This is a genomic window from Ruminococcus sp. 1001713B170207_170306_F1 (genome assembly GCF_015668065.1).
Taxonomy (GTDB): domain Bacteria; phylum Bacillota; class Clostridia; order Lachnospirales; family Lachnospiraceae; genus Blautia_A; species Blautia_A faecis.
Genome location: NZ_JADPEX010000005.1, coordinates 108,189 through 133,083, shown reverse-complemented (window position 1 = coordinate 133,083; position 24,895 = coordinate 108,189). Strand labels below are relative to the sequence as shown.

Genomic DNA, 24,895 nt, shown 5'->3' with positions numbered 1-24,895 from the left:
TTTCATCTCTAGAGCGTGTTTGAAAAATCATTCCAACAAAGTGTAACGTACATCTTGCAGAAGGCCTTTTTTTACACGCTATAGCCTGTCCCCCCGCTGCCTGTATTATTATATGCAAAAAGGCAGGTCAAAAGACCTGCCTAATGTATGTTTCTTATTATTTTGCTGTCAGAAAAACTTCTGATCAAAATGCATGGTTATTCATATGCCATAGATTTTCTTAGATTTCTTTTTTTCTCTTTCTGACGATAACATAACCTCCAGCTACCAGAGAAAGACTTGCAAGCATCATCATAGTGGCAATCGGGGAGTTATCGGCTGTTCTCGCGTTTGTTGCAGATGTAGAACCGGTATCGCTGTCTGTTCCGTCATGGTTCTCTGCATCATCGCCATCTGTTCCATCTCCATCGCCGCTACCTGTTCCGTTATAATCATAACCGCCGGAACCAGAACCGGCTGTTGCAGTTGGCGTGATTGTGCCGGATGGAGTTACTGTGAAGTCGATTGCCTTGGACTTAAATTCTGTAGGGAGAGCTTCCTTCACGCCGGTAGCTTCCCATTCGGATCCATTGTATATGTACTTCTGGAAGAAGATATACATTCTAAAGGTCTTCGCCTGCTTGATACCATTTACATTTCCGATAGACCAGCTCTTCTGATATCCGGTGTCAATGTTCTTCGCGGACATGCTCCAGCCATACGGGATCCACTTGGTATCACCTTTGATCGGGTTTGTATTGTCAGTTCCGGCGCCAGTTACTGTGAAATTGTACATCTGCTTCGGGTAGAATGCCAGTGCTTTTTCAAGACCTGTTACCTTGCTTTCGCTGACAGACGGGTTAATGGTTGCACGAGTAGTTGGCGTCGGTGTAGTAGTAATCGGAGTTTCTGTGGGAGTGCTTGCTTTCGCCTTTAATGTAAGTACAAGTGGCGCAACTGCTTCAAGTCCCTTGGAATCCTCAGCATATACAACTACTTTAATGGCTGTATCATAAGCTACATCTGTCAACTGTACACTTGCAGAGCTTGCAATATCTCCAGAGCTCTTATAATTGCTCTTTACTGCTTCGAATCCAGGTGTAGAATCAGATTTCTTCACCCAGGTCACATAATATCTTCCTCCAACACCAGCATCATTGGTATGGAAGGTCAGATCAACAGTATGCTCATACGCCTTATTCCAGGAAATAGAATCTGCGGTCAGCGTCATAGTACTAACAGGAGCTGTAACAGACTCAAGTGCTCCAGTCTGGTTGTTAATGGTATACTCTGTAGTGTCCAGATAATGAACATGTGCCAGAATATTCTCCATAGTAGTAAGTGCAGTACCATTCGCATCCGTACCGACCTTTACAATAATCTTTCCGGCAGCTGCGTCACTTCTTCTTACCTGAAGGTCTGCTGTTTCAGCAAGCTGGCCAATTGCTGCGATACATGCGTTATCACCGCCTAAAACAATACTGTTATCATTAAGACCATCGTCCTTGTTATCCTTTACAATTACGGCGCCGGAAACACGGATCTCGCCCAGACTGTAAATAGCTCCACCTGTAATTTCAGCAGCTTCATTTACAATACCTTCAGACTGGTTTCCTGTGATAGTACCACCTGCCAGTCCGATGCTTCCGCCAGAATTACAGATTGCAGCTCCCGGCGCACTGGTTCTGTTTCCTGTCAGGGTTACACCATCGGACAATCCGAAGTAACCGCCCTCCACAGAAATAATGGAGCCTGTTGCATCCCCCTGGTCAAGTGCTCCTGTTACAGTCAGACTTAAAACAGTCTCACCCTCCTTGCCTGTACCAAACTGGAAAGAAGTGGACTCATCTTTTACTTTAAACATATCTCCTAAAAATCCGGCTGCACGTTTAATAGTAGTTCCATCCGCAGCTGCTGCAATAGAGATATTCTTATTCTGATCGATCACAACAGTCTCACTGATCTCTACAGTTCCGGTTACAAGGATCTGGGTAACTTCACCATCCTTGCCAATATTAACCGGGGCTGCCGCAATTGCCTCTGCTAATGTGGAATAGGATGTCTGGGTTCCATCTGCTGCCTTCAGGATAATCTGACCAGTGGTCTCAGGAGTAGGGGTAGCACTCTCCTCTTCCTCCAAAGTCAGCTCAGCAGTATCTCCGCTGTTAAAGCCATCATCCACAACCGCATCCGCTGCCTGAGCTGGTTCTGCTGCCGGTGTGTCTGCAGCTGCCTGGGTTGGTTCTGCTGCCGGTGTATCTGCAGCTGCCTGGGTTGGTTCTGCAGTCGGCGTATCTGCTGCCTGTGCAGGTTCTTCCACAGGTGTATCTGCTGCGGCATCTGAAATATCCTGCACTGGTTCAGCTGCTGCTTCTCCTTCTTCTGACTCTGCGGCAACAGCTACTGTGTCCTCTATTGTCACGGTCTGGGTATCTGCCTCTGCAAATGCCATTGTCACCGGAGACATTCCGGCTGCAAGGCTTCCCGCCATAATGAATACCAAAAGTTGCTTTTTCTTCATTTTAAAAAGTCCTCCTTATAAATGAGTCCCCCATATTAAATATTAACATCGAAGTCTAGTATAACATATCTCAGTTCAAAAATCAAACCTAAGGACGAATCTGTCCGTTTCCATAAATGATATATTTTGTGGAAGTAAGTGCCAGAAGTCCCATGGGGCCACGGGCATGAAGCTTCTGGGTGCTGATTCCGATCTCGGCACCAAAACCAAACTCAAAACCATCCGTAAATCTTGTAGAAGCATTCACATATACAGCAGCTGCATCTACTTCATCCAGGAATTTCTGGGCATTGTTGTAATCTCTGGTAATAATTGCCTCTGAATGGCCTGTATTGTAGCGATTGATGTGGCGAATCGCTTCATCTGCAGATCCAACTACTTTTATAGAAAGTATATAGTCCAGATATTCTGTACCCCAGTCTTCCTCAGTGGCAGTGACTGCGTCTGGGATCAAAGCCTTCGCTTCCTCGTCAGCACGCATCTCCACATTCTTTGTCCGAAGGCGCTCTGCAAGAACCGGAAGGAAAGCATCCTTCACTTTCTCATGCACCAGAAGAGACTCACAGGCATTGCAGACACCCACCCGCTGTGTCTTGGCATTCATCACAATGTCTGCCGCCATCTGAAGATCTGCGCTCTCATCCACATAAATATGGCAGTTTCCGGTACCAGTTTCGATTACAGGAATCGTGCTGTTATTTACTACTGCTTTAATAAGACCTTTGCCTCCTCGTGGAATCAGTACATCCACATATTCATTCATCTTCATGAATTCTCCGGCAGTCTCTCTTGAAGTATCAGAGATCAGCTGGATCGCATCTTTCGTAATTCCATTCTCATCCAGGGTTCTGCGGATGCAATCCACAATAGCAGTATTGGAATGGATGGCATCACTACCACCCTTTAAGATCACCACGTTGCCAGTTTTAAAGCAAAGGGCAAAAGCATCTGCTGTCACATTTGGTCTTGCCTCGTAGATGATTCCGATCACTCCAAGAGGGACTCTCTTCTGTCCAATGAGAAGTCCGTTGGGACGTTTTTTCATCCCGGTCACTTCCCCGATAGGATCTTCCAGTGCCGCAACCTGACGAAGCCCCTCTGCCATGCTTGCAATTCTGGCTTCTGTCAACATCAAACGGTCTACCAGTCCTTCTGGCATCTGATTCTTCCTGCCATTCTCTACATCAATGGCATTTGCTGTAAGAAGTGCTTTCGAATCTGCAACAAGGCTGTCTGCAACAGCCTCCAGAACCTGATTTTTCTTAGCTGTATCAAGGTTTCGAAGAACGATTTCTGCCTCTTTGGCATTCCTGCCAAGAGTTTCCAGCATTTCATTCATTTATAAGTCCTCCCTCCGGTAAACTTTACTCTGTGTCACAATGATCTGAGGACAAATGTCCGTAGGTTCTGTGGGCACCAGATCAAGGATCTGAAAATCAAAAGCCACTGCCAGTCTGGTAATATCAGGATGTTTTTCTAAAAAGCGGTCATAAAAGCCGCCGCCATATCCCACTCTGTTGTTCTCAGGATCAAAAGCTACACCAGGCATGACCATAAGAGCATCCTCCCACTTCACGATCTCGCCTCTGACAGGCTCCGGAATTCCAAAATATCCAGGCTCTAGCTGAGAAAAATCAGTAAGGCGGTAAAAAATCATATCCTTTCCCACAACCTTCGGGACTGCCACTTCTTTTCCTGCTTTCCAGGCTTCCTCAATGATATATCTGGTCATTACTTCATGATTGTAATCTGCATAAGCCAGAATATGCTTAGCCTTCACAAACTCTGAGAGTTTCAGCACCTGATCTGTAATCTGATGGCTCCATTCTTCTACCTGCGCATCGCTGCACTGCTTTCTGGCTGCAAAAATCTGCTTTCTAATGAGTCTTTTTTCTTCCATATCTTTCTCCAAGATTCACAACCGTACCATCGGCTTCCTTTACATCAATATTATCCAGCTGATTTCTAAGGTTCATCTTAATGGTGGCAATATACTCCTTGCGCAGCTCTGCCTGTTCTTTTTTCTCTTCTTCTGTAAGGCCTACGCTCTGTGCCTTATGGTGAAGGGTGTTGATTCTGTCGATTTTTGTGCTGTCCATAATATACTCCTCCTGAGAATGTTCTGTGTAATTTTAATTTATACAAAAACTTAAAGCAATTGTAACTGTGAAGATACTGAACAGTTACAGCAATTTTTCAATATAATCGATCAGGAAAAACTCTTCCTTTTTCTTTCCAACAAACAATGTACCGCAGGGGTCGCCCTCCACAATGCGGTGAATATTATGAAAATCGCCGCCATTGGCAATTACCATGTCGGTACCGGCAGCTGTGGCAATTCTGGCAGCTGTAAGCTTGGTAGCCATTCCTCCAGTGCCCACTTTGCTTCCGGAGGAGCATTTTCCCATGTTAAGAAGTTCATCGTCCAATGTTTCTACCATGTCAATAAATTTCGCATCTGGATTTGTATTCGGATCATCTGTAAAAAGTCCGTCTATGTCTGACATAAGGATCAGAAGATCTGCCCCTATAAGAGCAGCTACCACTGCAGAAAGGGTATCGTTGTCTCCGAATTTTTCCAGAGACTGAAGCTCATAGGTGGAAATAGAGTCATTCTCATTAACAATAGGGATCACACCCATGGATAAAAGCTCATTAAACGTGTTCTCTGCATTTTTGCGGTTGGCGTTGTTTACCATGGTATTTTTGGTCATCAGGATCTGACCTGCCATCTGATTGTATTCTCCAAACAGCTTCTGGTAAATCATCATAAGTCTGGCCTGTCCAACCGCTGCACACGCCTGCTTCTGACGAGGCTCCTGTGGCTTCTCTTTAAATCCAAGAGCTGCTGCTCCAACAGCGATAGCTCCTGAAGATACCAGAACCACATCCTTACCCTGATTTCGAAGATCGCCCAATTCCCTTACCAGAATCTCCAGTTTCCGAAGATTCAGCTTGCCAGTTTCAGCATGGGTAAGAGAGGAACTTCCAATCTTGATTACAATACGTTTTTTATCTTTCAGTCTTTCCCGATCATTCATTTTATTTGTCAACTCCGTTATTATGTTTCCATGTAGTTTTCATACATATCAATTTCTTATCTTACATCATTTTTTTCATTTCGTCCATGATTTCAGGTAAACAGTTCTTAATTTCAGAAAAATTTCACATTTTAACGTGTAGAATTATTGTTTCTGTAAAATATTGCATAGTCTGAAAGAGCTCTACCGTGTTTTGATCGTCCTATCACTTTTGCAAATCAAGTCAAAACGCGTTCATTTGCATCATGCGCTCGTGCAGACAGGCTCTAGAGCATGTTTTTCACGTAAATACAAAAGAGGAACGCCTTATCTTATGACGTCCCTCTCCATTTTTAATTTATTTTACTGTAAAGACACAGAACCTACAGAATCATTCAGCACGATCTCGACCCATGTTTTTCCAGGATTCAGCTGAATCTCCTGATTATTGGAATCATAATAATGAGTGATTCCCCACTGGGAATCCTTTGTCCAGTGGATGTCGATTGCCTTGCCTCTGGTGATGTATTTGCCCTCACCTCCGGACTGGGTATCTACGTTCAGATAACCATTTGGATCATATGGAACATAGTTGGAATACTGTAAAATAATATTCTCACATGTCAGCTGATTACCTGTGTTCTGGTCAATATGCGGTGCATTAAACTGGAAGCGGCTGTACTCCTTAGTCTCTGCATTGTACTCAAACCACGGATGGTTATAAGCGAAATTATCAAGCTTCACAACATTTGCAGAAACTCCGTCATCCAGGGTTGTCTCAGTTCCTTCCGGTGCAAACTGGAAATGACCATTATAGTCCTCTTTATAATCCTGGCTATAGCCCTGGCTCTGGATTCCTGCCTGAAGATGGGAGAAATCAGTGTAAGCATTGTGCGGTGCTACACGGTCAGTGCTGCGATAGTAAGCATTTCCAAGTGTAAGTCCGTTCAGATTGTCGATCAGGTGCTGGTCCAGATACTGAAGTGCATATACAGCCTGTCCATAATGAGAATAGATGGCATCATACTCATTTGCATAGAACAGGAAGTAATCACGGCAGCTTCGCACAGAACCGATCCTTGGAATATTGTCATAGTCCTCGATGATCGCCATGAGACGGGTGATGCTTCCCTCTACCGGTGCTTCATAAATGACTCCTGCGTTCTCAGTTCCGCTCTGTGGAGCGCCATTGGTATCGTTGCCAAGCATAACTGCGATGGGACGTCTGTGGCCAATGCCGACAGATACATCCTCTCCGGTAAGATAACTCTTCACGGTATCTGTCCCGGCTTCCTCTGCCTGTACCGCTACTGTGGATCCTGCAAGTGCGCAGGAAAGCAACATTCCTGTGAGAAGTTTAAATATTTTTTTCTTCATGTCTTCTCCTCCTTATGCATATATATTTAACCTTCTAACTGAACAGAAACTGCAGAAACCGCCACTTATAAATACATCCGGAATGGTAATGCCACCTGCTGATGACATCACCTTATATGAAAATCAGTCGCTTTGCAACTGCCATCCGGAACTTTCATAGTAACTTATTCACGGCAAACGTTACTGTTCACTCCGTTCACAGTAACGCGCTTCGCGATGCACAGAAATCATGCTTTGCATGATTTCGCGCCGCAACTCTCGGGTTTTCTGTGAACTTTGTTCACAAAAAACACCTCGCGGAACGTTACCAGTGAACAGTAACCGGCAAACAGCAAAAGCCTCTCCAGTTATAGGGTCATGCACAAAAAAATTTAACGGGTAATTCCAAGTTCCTCCAGTGCCTTCGCCTGGCGTGCTTCCATATCTGCGGCTTCCTCCGGAGTCATGTGATCGTATCCCAGAAGGTGTAGCATACTATGTGCAACTAGGAAGCAAAATTCCCTCTTTACACTGTGTCCATACTCTTCTGCCTGGGCAGCAGCACGTTCTGCAGAAATCATAATATCTCCCAGAAGAAGCTCTCCACTGTCAAGATCAAAGCAGGACTCATCATCTTCAGCCACAGAATAATCTGCCGGTGTCTCAAATGGCAGCATCGGAAAAGAAAGAACATCAGTAGCTCTCTCAATGCCACGGAACTCTGTATTTACCCTTTTAATCTCTTCATTATCTGTGAGAACCAAATTTACCTGTGCATCCCATGGACATTTCTCCATGTCAAGCACCTTCTCTGCAACCATCTTCGCAAGCGCCGGACAGTCAAGTCCAAGGTCAAAATCGGTCTCGCATTCGTATTCTATTGTTACCAAAACTTATTCCTCCTGTATGACATCTGCCTGATTTCTCAAACAGGCGACACCATATGTTCAATTTTACTATTTTGTTTGAATTATTCTGTAAAATTCACATTTCAGTTTCAAATTAATCTTCCCACAGGATATTGATTGTCATTTACTGAAAATTTTGTCCTGGCTTCCCAATTACCGGCTTGTCCGCCGAACTGCCCGCTTCTGGGTCTTTTCCTGGGCTTTCGCTTCCTCTTTCTCAAATGCTTTAACAATGTCCTTCACGATCTTGCAGCGGACAACATCACGGTTCGTCAGGGAAATAGTAGCAATATCGTCTACATTTTTCAAAATAGAAGCACACTTCTGAAGTCCGGAATCCGTCTCTTTGGAAAGGTCGATCTGTGTTACATCGCCGGTAAGAATCATCTTAGAACCAGTACCAATACGGGTAAGTGCCATTTTCAAAATAGGAAGTGTGGCATTCTGGCTCTCATCAATGATGATCATACTGTTATTCAAAGTACGGCCTCGCATATATGCAAGAGGTGCAACCTCAATGATTCCCCGTTCTCTTAACTTCGCAGCCTGATCTGGCCCGAATACGTCATTTAGTGCATCGTAAAGCGGCTTCAGATAAGGATCAACCTTCTCCTGTAAATCTCCCGGAAGGAAACCAAGCTTCTCGCCCGCTTCAATGGCCGGACGGCTGAGAATGATTCTCTCAATCTCGTCATTCCGGTACAGCTCTGCCGCATAAGCAACTGCCAGGTATGTTTTACCTGTACCGGCAGGTCCGATACAGATAGTAACCGTATTGTTCTTCAAAGCAGTGATATAATTTTTCTGTCCAATTGTCTTAGTTCGAATTGGAATATTCTTATAATTCAAAGTCACTGCATCCCCCAGCACCTTGCGGGTGCTGTCTGCAATATCCTCCTCGCTGTCATCCTCTTCCTCGGTCTCATCCAGAAAACGATGGATCATATCCACGGAAAGCTGCTGCTGTTTTTCAAGAGCTTCCTTCATGGCTTCAATAATATTCACAGCTGAATGTATCCTGCCGTCATTAGTCCCACTTACGGTAATGCAGGAATTTCTCTGGGTAATGGATACGCCAAGACGATTCTCAATCACCTTGATCAGCTTATCATTGATTCCAAAAAGCTCCTGTAAAATATCTAATGAGTCAATCTCTATATTCGTGGATTTCAAAAACTGCTCCTCCTTGTGTCTGTTCAAAAATATCTCTGGGTAAAAGTATACCACTCTAAAGATTGTTTTTCAACACTTATGATTCCTGACTGAATTCTATATTCTGCTTCTTTCCGCTTTTTTCATCTACTGTCAATGTACCCTGCACAGTACAATTTGTACTGTCAAATGTGACAGACAACCGGGAATCTGCAATCCGGATTCCTTTATTCAGAAGTTTTTGTTCATATATTCTCAGCTGCTGCACTGCTTTCTTCTGAGCCTGTTCTTTCGTGTAAACTGTGCTCTGTATCTTATAAGGTGTTCGGGTGATTTTTCCCAGGGAAAAAGGAAGGACGAAATTCTCGGTAAGTTTCCAGGGGATTTCTTCCGTTGAGGTTATATATCTGGATTTTTTTCCTGTATCTGCGCCAAAAACGAAGTCACCAACACGAAAATACCAGCTGGTTTTTGAAGTGCCGCTTTGAACCTTTTTTTCATAGGAAAGGGGGACCTCCTGATAATAGGCAATCTGATGGCGCACATAGATGTCTGCGTCTGCCGGAACATATTCCACACGTACAACCTCCTGGCTGTCATTCAGGATTGGCACCTCGCCAGATACCAGAATATCACCCTGTTTGCAAATGTCTCCAGTTTTAACAAGTGGAGTTCCATTTCTGATAACCATATTCACAATTTTCCCATCCAGATTGGAAATCAGATTGCATGGAGATTTTGTTTGCCGGATACCTTCTGTGAGGTTTTCTTCCTGAATGGTAAGAAGAAGCCGGGTACCTTGAACCCTGGCGGAAACAAAAGTAATATCCGGGTAGTTTTTCCTGAGAAGGTCGGCAATCCGGGTACAGTTAACCTGATTTTTACGGATCCCATGGGTAATTCCCTGCTGGTCCAGAAATTCCAGAAGCTGAGGGGTGGAATTTTTTACATTTCCATCAATGTGGATATTCCAGATGTGGCCAGAGAGCCAAAGCAGCAAGACCACACAAAGAAGGAACCCGGCTGTAAAGCACTTACGTTTTTGGATTCTGAGCAGCAAAAACGGCAAACCTCTTTTTTTTAGAATATGGATACGGACTCTGGTCTTTCTATGTATGGGAAGGAGTTTTCGGAAATCATTTATGGAGATGCGAGTTGTTATGTTTTTTTCTGACAGATAACGGATTCTTTCCAAAGAGACAGCTCTGGCATGGCACAAATTTAGGAAACGTTCCAGCTGGTCACCGGATACTGAAATTTCTAAAAATCCATGGAGTATTTTTTCGGGGTCATTCATTTTAATCTCGCCTCCATTTATATTGGATTTACAATGTACTGCCGAACGGCAACCGAATTCAGGTGAAATATACTGCAAACCGGGGCATACAGATTGCGGAAATGATTTTTCAAACACGCTCTAACATTACCGACAAAACCTGCCCTTTTATTTCCATTTCCCAAGTAGTGTAATGAACTATTTCCAGATTTTTCCCTTGAAGGATCACGCGTCCCTGGCAGGTAACCACGATTAATTTCTCGCTTGTATAGGATAAGATGCTTTTATAATTTTCAATCTGTACCTGCGACGGTCCGGTAATCGTTATAATAGGGGCTTTACAGGACAGGTCACCAGGAAGTTCCATAGCTGTCATAAAACGTTCTGATACAGACATAAAAAAAAGCCTCCCGGTCTTTAACTCTAGCTTATGCGGGAGGTTTTCTTTTCATTCTGATTTATATTTAACAGATCACGCTCTCTGGCGAAAAAGCACCAGGGAAAACCACAGAATGGTATTTCCGCCAAGATTATATTCCATGGAATGATGCTCTACCAGCTCATTTACCACTACACCGTGACTTTCCAGGCAGGGATGCATTTTCTCCGGGAAACGACAGGGTTTTCCGTCTAAGTAGGCACAATGCTCGCAAAGATCGCAGGATTCAGTGGACAAGGTAAATGTCTCAAATCCCTCCCCTTTCAAAAATCCGGCTACCTCTGTAGTCAGCTCCTCGTGAGCATCTCGGGTAGCAAGCATTTCCGCCATGTTCATCACATCGGAAACCTCTGCCACACTGGAAAAAAGGATTCCATTTGGATAACTGTGGATTCGCTTCCCACATTCTTCCAGGCTGCCCACAGCAGGGGGACAGGCCCAGGTAGTGCCGTAACGCTCACACTCCTGTTTGCAGATGATCCGCACTCGCTCTCTTACCTCTATTTCAGCAGTATCCACAAGGCGGTATTCATAAATGGGATACTGAGATATAAATTCTTCAAAACGATCGGTATTTAACATGTTATTCCTCTTTCGAATTATTTATTGCTATTTAGCCCGCCAAGGGGGATCCTTTCAGCGTTCTAAATATCCAAAATACTTAATCTATCAAATCCTGCTCTGCAAATAAACTGGATACCACAGACGAATACTCTGACAGATGCTGGGATTTCTTGATTTTCTTGGCATATTTCTCATAATTTGTAAAATTAACGGCCATATAGCTCCATAATTCTTTCATACGGAACAGCACATTCCGTTCGCCGGAAAGAAGTTCCCGATACTCTTCGAAAAGACAATCATGGAATTCTCTTAATGTCTTTTTATTCGGACGAATGCCTTCCCGGATCTCAGTTACCAGACCTGGGTTTGTGATCAGCCCTCTGCCATACATGAAGCAGCAAGTGTCTGGAAAACGCTCTGTAATCCGCTTATAATCAGCTACAGAAAACAGATTACCATTATAGCAAAGGGGCATTTTCAGACGGTTTACAGCCTTCTCATAAGCTCCAAGCCGCGGCACTCCGCGATACATATCTGTCTGAATCCTTGGGTGGATGATCAGTTCATGAATGGGATATTTTTCATAAATGGCCAGCAGATACTCCCAGTCTTCCTCATAGTGAGTTCCAATTCTGGTCTTTATGGAAATTTTTATATCAAGTTTCGAAAAAATCTGATCCAGGAACTGATCCAGCTTCTGGGGCTCTGCCAGAAATCCGGCACCCTTTCCCTTCGCTGTAACTGTTCCAGAAGGACAACCAAGATTCAGGTTCACTTCCTGGTGTCCGTAATCATCTTTCAAAAGCTGGGCAGTACGGATAAAATCATCTGCATTGCAGGTCAGGATCTGGGGAACCACGTACATTCCCTCATTCCGCTCCGGTGACACCTCGCAAATTTCCTGGAAGCTCAGGTTTTTCTTCGGCTTGGCAGAAATAAACGGAGTAAAATATTTATCCATGGGATGATAAAACCGGTGATACGTCCGGCGGTATACAAAGTTTGTCACGCCCTCCATAGGGGCCAGGTAGTCTTTCATTTATGTCCTCGCATGTCTTTTTATTCAAATCAAGGGGGGGGGATTTCTCAGCTGCTTTATTCAGAGCTTTCACCATGCAAAAAATTCCTTAAATTCTTCGAGAAACTTTTTCATTTTCTTTTCCTCCCTTGGTTTGATATAGCCAATTATACACGTTTCTCCAATTTTAGACAATGCCCTCTTAAGTGTCAGCTGTTATTTTTTCTCTAAAATCTATACAATAAAGAACTTTCCCCCTAAATCCGGCAGTGCACGGCAGCCATCCCATTTTCGTTTTCTAACAGTAATACAAATGTCTTTCCTGATAATACATTTTCGTCTTGCACTCTGTTATAGTACTGTGATAAAATAAATAGGATTATAGCATAAACCTATTGGTTTGGCATTTTGAGAGAAAGAAGGCTTACTTACGATGAATTTTTCCAAAAGACTGGATTTATTTGGAGATGAAATTTTTGCCGCGCTCAATGAAAGGCGGCTTGAACTTGAGAAACAGGGAAAGAAGATCTACAACATGAGTGTTGGAACGCCGGATTTCCATACACCGGATCATATTAAGAAAGCACTGATGGAAGCTGCTGCTGACGATCAGAACTGGCGTTACAGTCTCCGCGATCTGCCTGAGCTTCTGGATGCGGTCTGTGCATATTACAAGAAGCGCTTCCATGTGGAAATCACACCGGATATGGTAATGTCCGTTTATGGCAGTCAGGAAGGCATGGGACATCTTGGCATGACTTTATGCGACGAGGGAGATGTGGTTCTTCTTCCTGATCCGTGCTATCCGGTTTTCGCAGCAGGAAGCAAATTAGGAGGTGCGGTTCCTTACTACTATCCGCTTGTAGCAGAGCATGATTTCCTGCCATATGTAAAGAATATTCCGGAAGATGTGGCTCGCAAGGCCCGTTACATGGTAGTCTCTCTTCCATCCAACCCGGTAGGCAGCATTGCTACACCAGAACTTTATGAAGAAATTGTTGCATTTGCAAAAAAATACGATATTTTAATTATCCATGACAATGCATACAGCGACATTATCTTTGATGGCGTGGAAGGTGGAAGTTTTCTTGCCACTCCTGGTGCGCGGGAGGTTGGTGTTGAATTTTTCAGCCTTTCCAAATCCTTTAACGTAACCGGCGCCAGAATCAGCTTTCTCATTGGAAATCCAGAAATCATCTCTGCTCTTAAAAAGCTTCGCAGCCAGATCGATTTCGGTATGTTCCTGCCAATCCAGAAAGCTGCTATCGCTGCTCTTGAGGGACCTCTGGACAGCGTAAAAGAACAATGCAGACAATACCAGGCACGCCGTGATGCTCTATGCGACGGACTTGCTTCCATTGGCTGGGAGAAGCCAAACGGCAAAGGAACTATGTTTGTATGGGCAAAGCTTCCGGGAAAACGCACGGACAGCATGGCATTCTGTATGGAATTAATGGAAAAAGCCGGTGTCATCGTTACTCCTGGCGCAAGCTTTGGTCCTCATGGGGAAGGATATGTGCGCTTCGCGCTGGTACTTCCACCAGAGAAAATCAAAGAGGCTGTGGAATCTATCCGTACAAGTGGAATTTAAGTACCACTTCCAAATTTATCTTCAAATATATTGCAAGCTTTAACAAACCGTACACCATACGTTTTGCGCGTTATGGCAGCAATCGCCAGAAACTTACACAAACGTCGGCTTTAGGTTTTGACTGATTGCTCGTGTAAACTAATAAACTCCCGGATGTTAGCTGCCTCGAACATGCTCTAACATCTGGGAGTTCTTGTGTCTGTAATTATCATTTATGGAACTTTACAAAAATGAAATCTCATTATTTATGATAAGGCTCATGATTCATAATCCGATATCCCCTGTAAATTTGTTCCAACAGAATCATCTGCATCAATTGATGCGGAAACGTCATTCTTGAAAAACTGAGCTTATAATCTGCCCGTTTCAAAACAGCATCAGAAAGCCCAAGTGATCCTCCGATCACAAAGGCAATGCTGCTTTTTCCCTGAACTCCTAATCTGGCAATCAGATCAGAAAGCTCTACAGAATCCAGCATTTTACCCTCTATAGCAAGTGCAATCACATAATCTGTATCGCGAATATGGCTAAGAAGCCGATTGCCCTCTGTCTCTTTGATCTGACGGTTCAGCGCATCGGAAGCTTTATCCGGAGTCTTCTCATCTGGCACCTGGATAAAATTTAACTTACAGTAGCGGCCAAGGCGCTTGGCGTACTCTGCAATTCCATCATTCAGGTACTTCTCTTTAATTTTTCCAACTGTGATAATACGAATTTCCATTTACACCTCAAAGTCCATTGCTACACGGTCGCATACATTTGGTCTTACGTAAGTGTCCGCAACATGAACATGATTCGGATTTACTGCATAGGCAGCCAGTGCCTCAGCGCTCTCCAGTTCAGTGATCAGGCACAAATCACGTGTGCTGGATGGAAGAAGGTCTGTAACAACCTCTGCTTTAATGAGCCCTGGCACAACACCAACCAAACCTTCAAGATGCTCTTTGATCTGTGCTTTTAATTCAGATTTCTTCTCCTCAGGAATCTCCTCTTTAAATGACCACATTACCATATGTTTTACCATTTCTATTGTCTCCTTTACATATATTTTCTTAACTGTTATACCAATTTATATAAATGATATGAGTGTCAAAAGGTCTTTTGACACTCATTTGATACCCGGATTGCTACGCAGCTACGCTGCTCCCGCAATCCTCTAAATATTCGAAATCCGCTGATTTACTTCGTAAATCGCTACTTTCTCATATTTGGCGTGTCCCAAGTTCAAAAGCCTTATCGTGCAAGCACGAACGGCTTTTTGACCTTTTGACACTGGTATCATATAAATTTTTACAAATGCTCTTCCACATAAGTCTGGAACTCATCCATACTCATCAGTACCTTACGCGGCTTCGTACCTTCTTCAGGACCTACTACCCCAGCGTCACAGAGCTGATCCATAATACGGGCTGCGCGGTTAAATCCAATCTTATACATTCTCTGCAGCATACCGATGGAAGCCTTCTCCTTTTCAATAATGAACTTACCTGCCTGCTCGAAATAGACATCCCGCTCATTGCCGCCAGAGCTTCCACCTGCCGTAAGGACTGCAGTATTCATCTGCTGTTCAATCTTATTGTCGTAATCTGTCCGTGGATTCTTATCTGCAAGGAAATCCACAATATTGCTGACTTCATCATCTGAAACAAAGGCTCCCTGCAGTCTGGCAGGCTTCTGGTAACCCTGCGGATAAAACAACATATCTCCTTTACCAAGAAGCTTCTCAGCGCCATTCATATCCAGAATGGTTCTGGAATCCACACCTGAAGTGACTGCAAAGGCAATACGTGACGGCATGTTCGCCTTAATAAGACCGGTAATAACATTGACTGATGGTCTCTGAGTAGCAATAACCAGATGGATGCCTGCAGCACGGGCCAGCTGGGCCAGACGACAAATAGCGTCCTCCACGTCTCCTGGTGCAACCATCATAAGGTCTGCAAGCTCATCTACGATAATGACGATCTGACACATTTTCTCAGGGCGCTGCTCTCCCTCCGGGAACTTCATCTTCTCAATCTTGCGGTTAAACTCTTCCAGATTTCGTACCCCATACTCTGCAAAAGTATTGTAACGGTTACTCATCTCATTTACTGCCCAGTTCAGAGCTCCGGCAGCTTTCTTCGGATCTGTGACAACCGGAATGAACAGATGCGGGATACCATTATAAACACTAAGCTCTACCACTTTCGGGTCAATCATGATCAGCTTGACCTCGTCCGGCTTGGCTTTATATAAAATACTGATAATAAGTGTATTGATACAAACAGATTTACCAGATCCGGTGGAACCTGCGATCAGAAGATGGGGCATCTTGGCAATATCTGCCACGATCGTCTTACCCTCAATATCTTTACCAGCCGCAAAAGCCAGCTTGGATTTGGCATTCATAAACTCCGGGCTCTGGATCAGATCACGAAGCATAACCGCACTGTGTTCTTTATTTGGTACCTCGATACCTACAGCTGCCTTGCCCGGGATCGGAGCCTCAATACGGATATCCGGCGCGGCAAGATTCAGCTTGATATCATCGGAAAGCCCTACAATCTTGCTTACCTTTACGCCCATTTCCGGCTGCAGCTCATACCTGGTAACTGTAGGTCCGCAGCTTACGTTTGTAACCTTGGCATTTACCCCGAAATTATACAGGATTTCCTGTAATTTCTGAGCTGTCTTTCGAAGATGGGAATCAGAGTCTCCCTGGGATTTCCCATTTCCACGTTTCAGAAGATTTACAGGTGGATACTGATATTCCTTTTTCACCGCTGCTTCCTGGGTGTTGATCTCATGCTGGATATTTACAATTCCGTTGGCTATCTCCTGCTTGGAAGACTTGGGATTCTTCGCCGACTGACGGGAAGCAGTTTCATCCGCAGATCCATTCCATGCTGCCATTTCGCCAGAAGCTTCAGAAGAGTGGGGGCCAGAAGTCGCAGAAGATTCATGGGCAGCGCTGCCTGCTGCGCCAGAAGTATCTCTCGTCAAAGCGGCTGCATTCTGCATGGCAGCCATAGCTTCATTAAAATCCACTCCAACATAGCTGTTTTCTTCATCCTCTGCCTCAATTGGCTGATCACTGCTAACTGGATTTTTCATATAGACAGTACCGTCCTCTTCCGTGGTATCCTTTTCCATAGAATAGGACGGTACAGAATAATCTTGTCCGGAGGAGGCTCTCGTATTCAGATCTGGTTCATCTGGCTGCTCTGGCTCAGAACGGTGAATTGCAAACTGCAGCTGTGTTTCCACCTGTGATGATCTGTCATCAATTGACAGATCATCATCCTGAACCCGATACTCACTGATATCCACATACTTTCCTGTATTGATCGGAAGATTCTGAGCAGAAGTACTCTCGGAAAATTCTCCATTCACTGTAGTCATATTCTCCAGTGATCCTGCATCTTCCGGATTCATGGCATTCTTTGGATTTAATGGAAATTCCTGATCCACAGATTCCCCGCTTTCCTCGGAATTTCTATCTTCAAATAAATCTGTCCCTGCAAGAAAGCTTGTAGAATCCAGGTTTTCTCCTCTTCTGCCCCGGGTCTGGTTATTTCCACGCATTCTCATCCGGGAATTTGCCCTGGAATCATTTCCAGCTGTCCTGGAAGCCTTTTTCCCTTTCTGTTTGGCTGCCTTTTTCTCAAAACGGGATGGTTCTTCCACCATATCTGAAGCAATCCCTTCTTCGGCAAGTGCAGCTTCCAGCTCCTGCATCCTTTTCTCACGGCGCTCCTGGGCTGCCAGCTGGCGCTGCTGGACTTTCAGCTGCTTCTTCAGCTGACGCTCCGGTGCTCCCTCCTGATAGAGCGCCTGCTGCCCCTTCACAGCTTCCAGGATCTTATCATAAACCTTATACAAAAATCCCAGGAAAGAATGCTGCGTGATCAGGATCAAACATACCAGGATCACAAGTACAATGATCACATAAGCACCGATGGTTCCAAATGCGGAGATTGTAGAAATACAGATTGCGCCTCCAATGGCTCCGCCACCAGTACGATACTCAGAACTGATCCTGTAATATTCTGCAAGAGTTGTACTCTCTGTATAGCCTTCTGTAAAAAGCTGTGCCAGTCCACAGCAGATCAGAAACAGAACTGCGGCGGCGGCTGTTTTTTTATAAGCAAGCACATTTCCCTTATTGGAGATCAGAAATGCTGCCATAACAAAAAGTACAACGGGAAAAATATAAGCCATCAGTCCCATTACTCCCATGAGTACCTTGCTGATGCTTCCTCCGACATTTCCACCAAGTCCGACACAACTTACCATAAGAATGATTGCTGCCGCCATCAGCACCAGAAGTATGATTTCCGTCTGAAAGCCGCTGGATATTGACTGCTTTCCTGCTGTATTCTTTTTAGACTGGGTACGTGCGGAAGATTTTTTCTTCGCGGATGTACCACGTTTGGTTGTTGATTTCTTCGGCGTATTAGACGCTGCCATTAAAAAGTTCCCCCTTCATCAGGCAAATTTGTAACCGATCCGTGTTTCTGTAAGCTTTCCTGCCGGACAGTTATGCAAAATTGCTAATAAGCGCTATGGCTCCTGCCACAAAACAGTAAAATGCGAAATAGCGCAGTTTCGCATGCTGCAAAATGCGGAGCAGATTGCGTATCATAAAATATCCAACTACTCCCGCCACGATCATACCAAAGACATAGGTAAATCCAAGAGACACACTCATCTTTGGCGTGGTAAACTGTCCAAGCTCCAGAAAAAGAGAGCCCAGAACTGCCGGAATGCTGATAAGATAAGAATATTTCACTGCAAATTTCCTGCTGAAACCGCATAATAAGCCTGCACAAATCGTCATTCCACATCTGGATATACCTGGAAATACGGAAATCCCCTGACAAATTCCAATCCACATGGCATTGTCATAAGTCACATCTTTCGGTGTCTTGATTCCACCGATATTACTGAGGTCTGTCACAAGAAGAAACACTCCTGTCACAAGGATACATGCTCCTGGAAGAAGCGGGGAAATCGCCGCTCTTGTCACCAGTCTTCTGCAAATGTATCCAAGCAATGCTGTGGGAATAAATGATACAGCCATAATCGCTGTAAATTTACGGTATGTTCCGTGCACCACTCTGGCATAGTGGAGATTCTCACCGGTTTTCCTGTTGTGAAAATAGATATTTACATTCCCGATTATATCCATGATCATGCCCAGAAGCTCCTCTCCGATCCGGCGAAGATCCTCATGGAATGCAAAAAAAACTGCCACCATCGTGCCTATGTGAAGAAGCACTTCAAAAAGGACTGCAGTGTTTCGTGTAATTCCCATTGCATTTTCTATGGCTGCCAGATGTCCGAAACTGCTCACAGGAAGAAACTCCGTGATTCCCTGAACAATTCCTAATAAAATCGCCTGTAAAACTGACATATTCAATATTTCCTTTTCTTTGGGATAAGACGGTCCGCAAAAACCCGTCAAGCGTACCTATTATACCACAAAGCAGGCAAAGATACAACTTTAATCGAACGACTGTTTTGTCTGCAGATTGCAGGAATGATTTTTCAAACACGCTATAATATATAGAAAAAACCCTGCCTGAGATTTCAAACCGAAATCCCAGACAGGGAACTCATACCTTCTTACTTCTCAGAAAAAAGGTGCATATATTTGTTACTGTCCATTTTGAGGCCAGCAGCTTTTATTTTGCATATTTGCTCTTAATATACTCATCGATGCCGCGTGCACCTGCTTTACCTGCTCCCATAGCAAGGATAACAGTGGCAGCACCTGTAACAGCATCTCCACCAGCATATACGCCTTCTTTTGAAGTCTTACCAAACTCTTCGTCAGCAATGATACATTTTCTCTTGTTTACATCAAGACCGATGGTTGTAGAAGAAATCAGCGGGTTCGGGCTTGTACCAAGGGACATGATAACAGTATCAACGTCGATGGTAAACTCAGAACCAGGAATCTCAACAGGGCGTCTTCTTCCGGAAGCGTCCGGCTCGCCAAGCTCCATACGGATACATTTAATACCGGTTACCCAGTCTTTGTCATCTGTAAGGATCTCAACAGGATTGCAGAGAAGATCAAACTGTACGCCCTCTTCTTTTGCGTGATGAACTTCCTCTTTACGTGCAGGAAGCTCTGCTTCTGAACGACGATAAATAATATGTACCTCTGCGCCAAGACGAAGTGCAGTTCTTGCAGCGTCCATAGCAACGTTACCACCACCAACAACAGCAACCTTCTTGCCATGTGCGATTGGAGTATCATAATCCTCACGGAATGCTTTCATAAGGTTGTTACGTGTCAGGTACTCGTTAGCGGAGAATACACCGTTAGCTTGCTCACCCGGGATTCCCATGAACATAGGAAGTCCGGCACCGGATCCGATAAATACAGCCTCAAAGCCCTCATCTTTAAGAAGCTCGTCGATTGTTACGGATTTACCAATGATAACGTTGGTCTCAATCTTAACACCCAGAGATTTTACGTTCTCAACCTCTGCTGCAACTACTTTGTCTTTTGGAAGACGGAATTCCGGAATACCATAAACAAGAACTCCACCAGCTTTGTGAAGAGCCTCGAAGATTGTTACATCGTAACCCATCTTTGCAAGATCTCCGGCGCAGGTAAGTCCGGAAGGACCGGAACCGATCACTGCAACTTTATGTCCGTTCTTCTGTGCAGCCGGAACTGGTTTGATACCATTCTCCTTCGCCCAGTCAGCAACGAAACGCTCCAGTTTACCAATGGAAACAGCTTCCCCTTTCAGACCGCGGATACATTTACCCTCGCACTGTGTCTCCTGAGGACATACACGTCCGCAAACAGCCGGAAGAGCACTGGACTCACCGATGATCTGGTAAGCTTTTTCAAAGTTTCCTTCTTTTACTTCATGAACGAAGCCTGGGATATTGATAGATACCGGGCATCCTTCCATACATTTTGCTTTCTTACAGCCAAGGCATCTGTTTGCTTCTTCCATTGCCTCTTCTTTATTGTAACCAAGGCAAACCTCTTCAAAGTTAGTAGCACGAACCTTAGGAGCCTGCTCTCTGACTGGTACTTTCTTTAATACATCTGCCATTATTTGTCACCTCCACAATGTCCGCATCCGCCGTGATGGGTATCGCCTTCCTGAAGCTTCAGAAGAGCACGTCCCTCTTCGGTCTTATACATCTGCTGTCTCTTCATGGCAAGGTCGAAATCAACTTTATGTCCATCAAATTCCGGTCCGTCTACGCAGGCAAATTTCACTTCGCCGCCAACCATTAAACGACAGGCTCCGCACATACCGGTTCCGTCTACCATGATCGGGTTCATGCTGACAACTGTAGGAATGTTCAGTTCTTTTGTTAACAGGCAGACAAATTTCATCATGATCATCGGTCCGATTGCAACGCAGAGATCATACTCTTTGCCCTGATTCTGCACAAGGTCACGAAGTACATCTGTACCCATACCTTTACGTACATAAGAACCATCATCTGTAGTAACATACAGATTACATACTTCTTTCATCTTGTCCTCAAGAATAAGGAGATCCTTTGTCTTGGCACCAACGATCGCATCAGCGGTAATGCCATGCTCGTGAAGCCATTTCACCTGAGGATATACAGGAGCTGTACCAACACCACCTGCTACGAAAACGATTTTTTTCTTCTTAAGCTCTTCGAGATCTTCATGGCAAAGCTCAGATGGCTGTCCCAGAGGTCCAACAAAATCTTCGAAGTAATCGCCTGCTTTCAGCTGGGCCATTCTGGTTGTTGAAGCACCAGCCGGCTGGAAAACGATTGTTACAGTACCTTTCTCTGCATCATAGTCGCAGATTGTAAGCGGAATTCTCTCTCCTACTTCGTCCATTTTCACGATGACGAACTGGCCAGGCAGACAATGCTTAGCCACACGAGGAGCTTCCACATCCATAAGAAAAACATTTGCAGAAAGTTTCTCTGCGTTGAGTATCTTATACATAGTTCCCTCCTGAAGTACTATATTTGTTGCTGCTCACTCCGCGGGCAGTAACCTATATTTAACCGTCACTTCATGTATATGTCCGCTGTATGGACACTTGTGTCGGTCATATCCTATAACACTATAGCACAAAAAGACAGGTTAGTAAAATAAAATTCTCCTGTTTTTCTTATATTTTTTCCAAAAAATGTATAATTTTTCATTTTTCAGGGGATTTGCTTTTCTCTTTCCCAATTAAATCATATAATTTCCCAAGAGCTTCTTTCATTCCTCCAACTTCATCGATTAGACCTTCTTTCACTGCCTCCGGACCTTCTAACATAGTTCCCACATCTTTTACCAGCTGCGTAGTGTCCAGCATTAGTTCTTCCAGTCTTTCCTGGGACATGTGAGTGTGACTGGAAATGAAGGTGGTGATCCGGTCCTGGATTTTCTCCATGTTGCGGTAGGACTGGGCGACGCCAATAAACATGCCATTTGTGCGAACAGGGTGGATCACCATGGTGGCACTGGGAACTACAAAAGAATAATCTGCAGATACAGCCATGGGAACACCAATGGAGTGACCGCCTCCAAGTACCAGGGACACTGTGGGCACGCTTAAAGAGGCGATCATCTCTGCAATGGCAAGACCAGCTTCCACGTCACCGCCCACAGTATTAAGCAAAACCAGAAGCCCGTCCACAGACTTGTCATCCTCGATCATGGCAAGCTTTGGCAAAACATGCTCATATTTGGTAGTTTTGCTGTGAGACGGCGCCGATTCGTGCCCCTCTACCTCACCGATGATCGTCAGAAGTTCCACTTTGTATTTATTGGAATTCTCATTTAAAATAACCTGTCCCATATCACGGATCTGCTTATTTTGCTGTTCTTCTTTTTCTACAGATTCTTTTTTTTCACTTTCTGCTTCATTATCCTCTCTTTGCTGCATAAAAAATACCTCCACACAATCGTATGGAGGTAGTATCTGCAAATCTGATTAAATTATTCGTCCCAGTTATGCCATACATCTGTTACATCGTCGTCATCATCCAGAAGATCAAGGATTCTCTGGATATCCTTAAGGGATTTCTCATCTGTCAGTTCAACAGTTGTCTGCGGGATCATGGCAACCTGTGCCTCAAGAAGCGGAACACCTGCGGCCTCAAGAGCCTCGCGTACTGCACCTAAATCATCCGGAGCAGTGAGAACTTCATAGCTGTCCTCTTCTTCGTTGAAATCCTCAGCACCTGCATCAAGAGCGGTCATCATCAGTTCGTCAGCGTCCATCTCGCACTCTTCCTTGTCGATGATGATCTGACCCTTCTGATCGAACATATAGGATACACAGCCCTGGGTTCCAATGCTTCCGTTACCCTTTGTAAAAGCGTTTCTTACGTTGCTGGCTGTACGGTTCTTGTTATCAGTCAGAGTCTCAACGATGATGGCAACACCATTCGGACCATATCCTTCGTATACAGCTTTCTCATAACTGTCTGCGGAATCAGCACCGGCTGCTTTCTTAATACCACGCTCAATGGTATCGTTTGGCATGTTGTTTGCCTTTGCCTTTGCAATAACGTCACGAAGCTTACCATTGTTGTTCGGATCCGGACCACCTGCTTTAACAGCCATTACGATCTCACGACCGATGATGGTAAAGATTTTTCCTTTTTTAGCATCGTTTTTTTCTTTCTTGTGCTTTATGTTTGCGAATTTTGAATGTCCTGACATTTCTTATCCTCTCCTTTTGGTTCTTTTTTTATCTTTTCGGCCCGCACCTTTCCGATGGTTTTGTTGCCAAGGGAAAGAATTCTGAAACGGTAGCCGTTTACAACAATTTCTTTATCCAGATCATCTTCTGTGGGAATATGTCCAAGAAGATTCGTCAGATAACCATTTAAGGTCTCAAATTCCACTTTACCGAAATCAATTCCAAGCTCTTCCGCTACATCTTCCAGATACGCCAGTGCGTCAATGATCACACTGTTATCCTTCTGCGTCCGGAACGTACTGTCGTCTTCATCGTATTCATCCAGAATATCTCCTACGATTTCCTCCAGAATATCTTCCATTGAGACAATTCCTGAAGTCTGTCCATACTCGTCCACTACCACTGCCATATGAATTTTCTTCATCTGCATGGATTTGAAAAGATCACTGATTCCCCTTGTCTCCGGAATAAAAGAAGCTTCTCTGATCAATCCCGGCAGATCCTTAAGGGGTTTGAACTTCGCCCAGGAATTCCTGGTGAGAAATTTCAAAGCATCTTTATAATGAATAATTCCTACTATATTATCTATCGTCTCTCTAAATACAGGATAACGGGAATTTCCTTCCTCAAGCATGGTATCCACAATGGTCTGAAGATTGTCCTCCTCATCAAATGCGATCACATTCTTGCGATGCGTCATAATGTCCTTGGCTTCAGTGTCCGTAAACTCCATGATATTCTGGATCATCTCTGCTTCGTTTTCCTCAATGACACCCTGCTCATGGGCTTCATCTACAATGGAAATGATCTCTTCCTCCGTCACCGGATCCTCTGACTGATTAAAAGCAACACCAAACGGCCTTGCTGCCAGCTTGGCAATAAAGGTTACGCACATAGTAAAAGGATACAGGATCCTGGTAAAAAATCCCACAATCTTCATATACCGATATGCATATTTTTCCGGGTGATAGGTTCCGATTCTCCTGAATGTAAGAATACCAAGAGACGCAAGCAGAATGATCACCAGTGCAAGCACCAGGATCAATGCAGCCAAATGCTTTATGTAGGGATGAAAGGTCTCGGTAGCCCATGGAACGATAAATGCTCCGAAACAGACTCCGGAAGCCATAACAATCAGCGGAATCGCATTGACAAATGAAACAGGATTGTTGATCAGGGAAAGAAGAAAGACTGCTTTCTTATCTCCTTCCTGCGCCCGTTTCTCCACTTCGTTTTCGCTCAGATTGTGCACTGCAGCTGAAAATCCATAAAAAATACCATTCAGCCACAAAAGCAATAATAAAATGACAAAGCCCGCCAGGGGCATACTACTGCCAGATTCCATATATTAAACCTTTGTTCCTCCTAGACAGCGTTACTGCTTATTACCTTCGCAGTAACGAAAACATACTGCTGCTTCC

The 24,895-nt window shown here is 44.4% G+C and carries 22 protein-coding genes; 1 reads left to right on the top strand and 21 read right to left on the bottom strand.

Annotated features, from left to right (window positions below; all coding sequences use genetic code 11):
* Positions 1 to 220: 220 nt before the first annotated feature.
* The 12 genes from I4V84_RS05310 to I4V84_RS05255 all read right to left on the bottom strand — a co-directional run bounded on the left by I4V84_RS05310 (position 221) and on the right by I4V84_RS05255 (position 12,254).
* Positions 221 to 2,500: a hypothetical protein gene (locus I4V84_RS05310; protein ID WP_118578384.1), complete on the bottom strand. Its 2,280-nt coding sequence runs from the start codon at positions 2,498 to 2,500 to the stop codon at positions 221 to 223.
* A gap of 88 nt (positions 2,501 to 2,588) precedes the next feature.
* Positions 2,589 to 3,839 (bottom strand): glutamate-5-semialdehyde dehydrogenase, encoded by a 1,251-nt coding sequence (locus tag I4V84_RS05305; protein WP_173715584.1) that lies wholly within the window; start codon positions 3,837 to 3,839, stop codon positions 2,589 to 2,591.
* On the bottom strand, positions 3,840 to 4,400 hold the full coding sequence (locus tag I4V84_RS05300; protein ID WP_173715583.1) for a 5-formyltetrahydrofolate cyclo-ligase: 561 nt from the start codon (positions 4,398 to 4,400) through the stop codon (positions 3,840 to 3,842).
* Entirely contained in the window at positions 4,378 to 4,599 is a 222-nt protein-coding gene (locus tag I4V84_RS05295) for a DUF896 domain-containing protein (RefSeq protein WP_118578386.1), read from the bottom strand. The genes I4V84_RS05300 and I4V84_RS05295 overlap by 23 nt, the downstream gene beginning before the upstream one ends.
* An 84-nt stretch (positions 4,600 to 4,683) precedes the next feature.
* Positions 4,684 to 5,541 (bottom strand): glutamate 5-kinase, encoded by an 858-nt coding sequence (gene proB / locus I4V84_RS05290; protein ID WP_173715582.1) that lies wholly within the window; start codon positions 5,539 to 5,541, stop codon positions 4,684 to 4,686.
* A 342-nt stretch (positions 5,542 to 5,883) separates the two neighbouring features.
* On the bottom strand, positions 5,884 to 6,897 hold the full coding sequence (locus I4V84_RS05285) for a DUF3048 domain-containing protein (RefSeq protein WP_226814800.1): 1,014 nt from the start codon (positions 6,895 to 6,897) through the stop codon (positions 5,884 to 5,886).
* A gap of 371 nt (positions 6,898 to 7,268) precedes the next feature.
* A complete protein-coding gene (ybeY, locus tag I4V84_RS05280; protein WP_226840922.1) occupies positions 7,269 to 7,766 on the bottom strand; it encodes an rRNA maturation RNase YbeY in 498 nt (165 codons plus the stop codon).
* 171 nt (positions 7,767 to 7,937) lie between these two features.
* Positions 7,938 to 8,957, bottom strand: coding sequence for a PhoH family protein (locus I4V84_RS05275; RefSeq protein WP_118578388.1), 1,020 nt, complete (start codon positions 8,955 to 8,957; stop codon positions 7,938 to 7,940).
* Positions 8,958 to 9,033: 76 nt separating this feature from the next.
* The gene (locus I4V84_RS05270) at positions 9,034 to 10,233 is read right to left on the bottom strand and encodes a sporulation protein YqfD (protein ID WP_173718691.1); all 1,200 of its coding nucleotides are present in this window, start codon (positions 10,231 to 10,233) and stop codon (positions 9,034 to 9,036) included.
* 109 nt (positions 10,234 to 10,342) lie between these two features.
* Positions 10,343 to 10,609 (bottom strand): YabP/YqfC family sporulation protein, encoded by a 267-nt coding sequence (locus tag I4V84_RS05265; RefSeq protein WP_195991373.1) that lies wholly within the window; start codon positions 10,607 to 10,609, stop codon positions 10,343 to 10,345.
* Between the two features lie 75 nt (positions 10,610 to 10,684).
* Positions 10,685 to 11,233: a DUF2284 domain-containing protein gene (locus tag I4V84_RS05260; RefSeq protein ID WP_118578391.1), complete on the bottom strand. Its 549-nt coding sequence runs from the start codon at positions 11,231 to 11,233 to the stop codon at positions 10,685 to 10,687.
* Between the two features lie 79 nt (positions 11,234 to 11,312).
* Positions 11,313 to 12,254, bottom strand: a complete 942-nt coding sequence (locus tag I4V84_RS05255) for a tRNA-dihydrouridine synthase family protein (RefSeq protein ID WP_195991372.1) — start codon at positions 12,252 to 12,254, stop codon at positions 11,313 to 11,315.
* Positions 12,255 to 12,666: 412 nt separating this feature from the next.
* Between I4V84_RS05255 and I4V84_RS05250 the strand changes: the two genes are divergently transcribed.
* Positions 12,667 to 13,824: an aminotransferase class I/II-fold pyridoxal phosphate-dependent enzyme gene (locus tag I4V84_RS05250; RefSeq protein ID WP_195991371.1), complete on the top strand. Its 1,158-nt coding sequence runs from the start codon at positions 12,667 to 12,669 to the stop codon at positions 13,822 to 13,824.
* A gap of 241 nt (positions 13,825 to 14,065) precedes the next feature.
* On the opposite strand, the gene rlmH is transcribed toward I4V84_RS05250, so the two are convergent.
* From rlmH to I4V84_RS05205, 9 genes are all read right to left on the bottom strand, one after another.
* Positions 14,066 to 14,545 carry a 23S rRNA (pseudouridine(1915)-N(3))-methyltransferase RlmH gene (rlmH, locus tag I4V84_RS05245; protein WP_118578394.1) on the bottom strand — a complete coding sequence of 160 codons (480 nt, stop codon included), beginning with the start codon at positions 14,543 to 14,545 and terminating at the stop codon, positions 14,066 to 14,068.
* Entirely contained in the window at positions 14,546 to 14,848 is a 303-nt protein-coding gene (locus I4V84_RS05240) for a Dabb family protein (RefSeq protein WP_195991370.1), read from the bottom strand.
* Positions 14,849 to 15,114: 266 nt separating this feature from the next.
* Positions 15,115 to 18,276 carry a DNA translocase FtsK gene (locus tag I4V84_RS05235; protein ID WP_195991369.1) on the bottom strand — a complete coding sequence of 1,054 codons (3,162 nt, stop codon included), beginning with the start codon at positions 18,274 to 18,276 and terminating at the stop codon, positions 15,115 to 15,117.
* A gap of 70 nt (positions 18,277 to 18,346) precedes the next feature.
* On the bottom strand, positions 18,347 to 19,222 hold the full coding sequence (locus I4V84_RS05230; protein WP_118578397.1) for an undecaprenyl-diphosphate phosphatase: 876 nt from the start codon (positions 19,220 to 19,222) through the stop codon (positions 18,347 to 18,349).
* A 271-nt stretch (positions 19,223 to 19,493) separates the two neighbouring features.
* Complete coding sequence (gene gltA / locus I4V84_RS05225) at positions 19,494 to 20,891, bottom strand: NADPH-dependent glutamate synthase (protein ID WP_148462574.1); 1,398 nt, start codon at positions 20,889 to 20,891, stop codon at positions 19,494 to 19,496.
* A complete protein-coding gene (locus I4V84_RS05220; protein ID WP_118578399.1) occupies positions 20,891 to 21,778 on the bottom strand; it encodes a sulfide/dihydroorotate dehydrogenase-like FAD/NAD-binding protein in 888 nt (295 codons plus the stop codon). Before I4V84_RS05220 ends, gltA begins: the two co-directional genes overlap by 1 nt.
* 199 nt (positions 21,779 to 21,977) lie before the next feature.
* A complete protein-coding gene (locus I4V84_RS05215) occupies positions 21,978 to 22,712 on the bottom strand; it encodes an ATP-dependent Clp protease proteolytic subunit (RefSeq protein WP_118578400.1) in 735 nt (244 codons plus the stop codon).
* A gap of 53 nt (positions 22,713 to 22,765) precedes the next feature.
* Complete coding sequence (locus tag I4V84_RS05210) at positions 22,766 to 23,494, bottom strand: YebC/PmpR family DNA-binding transcriptional regulator (RefSeq protein ID WP_118578401.1); 729 nt, start codon at positions 23,492 to 23,494, stop codon at positions 22,766 to 22,768.
* A complete protein-coding gene (locus tag I4V84_RS05205) occupies positions 23,464 to 24,819 on the bottom strand; it encodes a hemolysin family protein (protein WP_173715577.1) in 1,356 nt (451 codons plus the stop codon). Before I4V84_RS05205 ends, I4V84_RS05210 begins: the two co-directional genes overlap by 31 nt.
* Positions 24,820 to 24,895: the final 76 nt, after the last annotated feature.